1 protein-coding gene is annotated in these 3,955 nt (G+C 67.0%); it reads left to right on the top strand.

Annotated elements, in window-relative coordinates; genetic code table 11:
• A partial coding sequence (locus AB0I57_RS20010) for an amino acid adenylation domain-containing protein (protein WP_358339315.1) occupies nt 1–3,955 on the top strand: 3,955 nt, incomplete at both ends.

Genomic DNA, 3,955 nt, shown 5'->3' with positions numbered 1-3,955 from the left:
CGCCTGTCCCCGGACACGATCGCCGTAACGTGCGACGGCAAGCACCTGACCTACACCCAACTCAACGAGAACGCCAACCGGTGGGCTCACCACCTGATCCACACCGGCGCCGGCCCGGACACCATCATCGCCGTCGCCCTCCCCCGCACCCCCGACCTGATCACCGTGTTGTTGGCCATCCTCAAAACCGGGGCCGCCTACCTCCCCCTCGATCCCCGCTACCCCAGCACCCGCACCGGATACATCATCACCGACGCCCACCCCCACCTGCTGATCACCGACACCCCCACCGCCACCGGCCTCCCGACCACCCCCATCCGACAGATCCACACCGACACCGCCGACCTCGAAAACCAGCCCACCCACAACCCCGGCGACACCGACCGCACCGCCCCCCTACACCCACAGCACCTGGCCTACCTGATCTACACCTCCGGATCCACCGGCACCCCCAAAGGTGTTGCGGTCAGCCACCACAACCTCACCCATTTCCTGACCCACGAACGCGCGCACCTCGGGGTGACCGACTCCCGCAGAGTTCTGGCCAGCACTTCCGTGGGTTTCGACGTGTCGGTCTTCGAGATCTTTGCCCCGCTGTGCACCGGGGGCAGTATCGAAGTGGTCCGGGACGTGCTGGTCCTGACCGAAGACAGCGCCCTCGTGGACGGCGGGGTGATCAGTGCCGTTCCCTCGGTCCTCGCCGAAGTCCTCGAACACGCCCCCACACCCCCGCAACCCCAAACCGTCGTCCTTATCGGTGAGGCGCTGCCGGGCGGGCTGGTCGAAAAGATGCACACCCTGACCCCCAGCACCCGGGTGGTCAACGGGTATGGACCCACCGAAACCACCATCTACGTCACCTGTCACACAATCGCGCCGGGCGATACCGTGCCCACAGCCGTGTCCGGGGTGCCGATCGGTACCCCGATCACCAACGTCCAGGTCTACGTCCTCGATACCGGTTTGCGCCCGGTCCCGGCCGGAGTCCCCGGCGAGTTGTACGTCGCCGGAGACCAAGTCGCCCGCGGCTACCACCACCAACCCGCACTGACCGCGCAACGCTTCCTGCCCAACCCCTTTGCCACCACCGATACCGGCGATGCCCGCATGTACCGGACCGGGGACCTCGTGCGCTGGAGCGCGGACGGGATCCTCGACTTCCTCGGACGCACCGACGACCAGGTCAAGATCCGCGGATTCCGGATCGAACCCGGCGAGATCGAAGCCACCCTCACCACCCACCCCACCGTCACCCACGCCACCGTCATCACCCGCCCCGCCCCCGCCAGCGCCGACTCCCCCACAGCCACCGACGGGCGTGCGAGCGAAAACGACCAACAGTTGATCGGGTACGTCGTCCTCGACCCCGACACCCCCCTGACCCACGACCGGACCCAGGAAACCGAACAGGTCACCGCATGGCAGCACGTCTACGACGACCTCTACACCAGCGACCGCGACGACGATTCAGATCACCTGGCGGACACCAACGGGTTCACGGACGACTTCCGCGGCTGGACCAGCAGCTACACCGGCAAGCCCATCCCCCTCGAACAGATGCGGCACTGGCGCGCCGCCACCCTCGACCGCATCCGACAACTGTCCCCCACCCACATCCTCGAGATCGGCGTCGGCACCGGTCTGCTGCTGTCCCAACTTGCCCCCGACTGCCACTCCTACTGGGGCACAGACTTCTCCGACACCACCATCACCACCCTTAGGGCTCGGCTCAACGACCACGACGCCCCCTGGACCGACCGGGTCCACCTGCGCACCCAACCCGCCGACGACACCGACGGTCTCCCCGCTGGTGTGTTCGACACCATCGTCATCAACTCGGTCGTGCAGTACTTCCCGAACGCCGCCTACCTGCTCGACGTGATCTCCGCCGCACTGGATTTGCTGGCCCCCGGGGGCACCCTGTTCCTTGGCGACATCCGAAACCTGACCACCCTCGAAGCATTCGTCACCGGCATCCACCTGACCCGAGACACGATCGGCGCCATTGGAACGCTCTTGGATCAGGTACACCGCGACATCGCCACCGAACAAGAACTGCTGTTAGCCCCGGAATTCTTCCTCGCGCTCGGCAGGGACAACACCGACATCGGCGCCGTCGATATCCAACTGAAGCGCGGGCACCCCGACACCGAAATGACCCGCCACCGCTACGACGTCATCGTCCACACCATCCCCACCGAGGCCCGATCCGCAGCCACTTTCCCCACCTGGGCCTGGCACGACCTGCCCGGCCCAACCGAACTCCGATCTCTACTCGAAGAACATCGGCAGGACGCCCTGCGAATCACCGGGATACCCCACGCCGGGCTGATCGACGAGGTCGCCGCCCACCAGGCCGCCACCCACGCCCACCCCGACACCCCCCTCACCGACATCCTCGAAGCTGTCGGGAATATCGGGGACCACCCGGCCAGCCGTTCCTGCACGGCCATGACCACCGAGGAACTGCACCGGATCGGCGACGAGACCGGCTATACCGCCGCAGTGACCTACTCGAACACCCCCGGACACCTCGATGCGATCTTCCATACCCCCACCACACAGCGCACCCCGCTGACCGACGTGTACCAACCCACCGGCGAGGTCGGGCCGCTCTCCCGGTACGTCAACGACCCCGCCGCCACCCGCCGCACCACCCAACTCCGGGCGTATGTGGCCGACCGGCTGCCCGAATACATGGTGCCCGCCGCGATCGTCATCTTGGATTCACTACCACTGACCGCGAACGGCAAACTCGACCGCAAAGCCCTGCCCGCCCCCGACTACACCACCGGGCACTACCGGCCCTCCCGCACCCCCGACGAACACACGCTCGCCGCCCTGTTCGCCGACATCCTCGGTGTCCCCCGGGTCGGGATCGACGACTCCTTCTTCGATTTGGGCGGTCACTCCCTCCTCGCGACCCGGCTGATCAGCCGGATCCGCACCACCCTCGGCGTCGAACTCCCCATCCGGGTCTTGTTCGACGCCCCCACCATCGCCCAACTCGCCCCCCAACTACACCAAGACTCACCGGTACGCCCCCCACTGGAACCGACGACACGACCGGCCCGGATCCCGTTGTCGCACGCCCAGCAACGCCTGTGGTTCCTGCACGAATTCGAGGGCCCCTCCGCGACCTATAACATCCCCCTCGCCCTCCGGTTGTACGGACCCCTGAACACCAATGCGCTGACCGCCGCGATCGCCGATGTCATCGCCCGCCACGAAAGCCTGCGCACCCTCTTCGGAGCAACCGAAGGCCAACCCTTCCAACACATCCTGCCCCCCGACCACGCCATCACCCCGATCGAGGTCACCGACCTCGACACGCACCAACTGGACGACGCGGTGGCTGAGGCCGCCCGACACCGCTTCGACCTGTCCACCGAAATCCCGCTACGGGCAACCATATTGCGGTGCCGACCCGACGAGCACGTGCTGGTACTCGTGCTCCACCACATCGCTACCGACGGCTGGTCGATGGCCCCCCTGATCGAGGACCTGACCCACGCCTACACCGCCCGCCGCACCGGTGAGGAACCGGTGTGGGAACCGCTGCCGGTCCAGTACGCCGACTACACCCTCTGGCAACACCACCTGCTCGGCGGCCACGCCGACCCACAAAGCCTGATCACCACCCAATACCGGTACTGGCACCACGAACTCGACGGGGCACCGGATCTGCTCCCGCTGCCCACCGACCGGCCCCGCCCCAGAACCGCCAGCTACCACGGCGACACGATCGCCTTCACCATCCCCGCACCCCTGCACCACCGCCTCGACCAACTCGCCCGCAACCACGGGGTGACCATGTCGATGCTCACCCAATCCGCCCTCGCCGTGCTGCTACACAAACTCGGCGCCGGCGACGACCTGTGCATCGGCGGGCCGATCGCCGGCCGCACCGACACCGCCCTGACCGACCTGATCGGCTTCTTCGTCAACACCTGGG

Source organism: Rhodococcus sp. NPDC049939, assembly GCF_040656415.1.
Classification (GTDB): domain Bacteria; phylum Actinomycetota; class Actinomycetes; order Mycobacteriales; family Mycobacteriaceae; genus Rhodococcus_F.
Note: the sequence above shows the minus strand (reverse complement) of the source record. Positions and strands in the feature narration are given on the sequence as shown.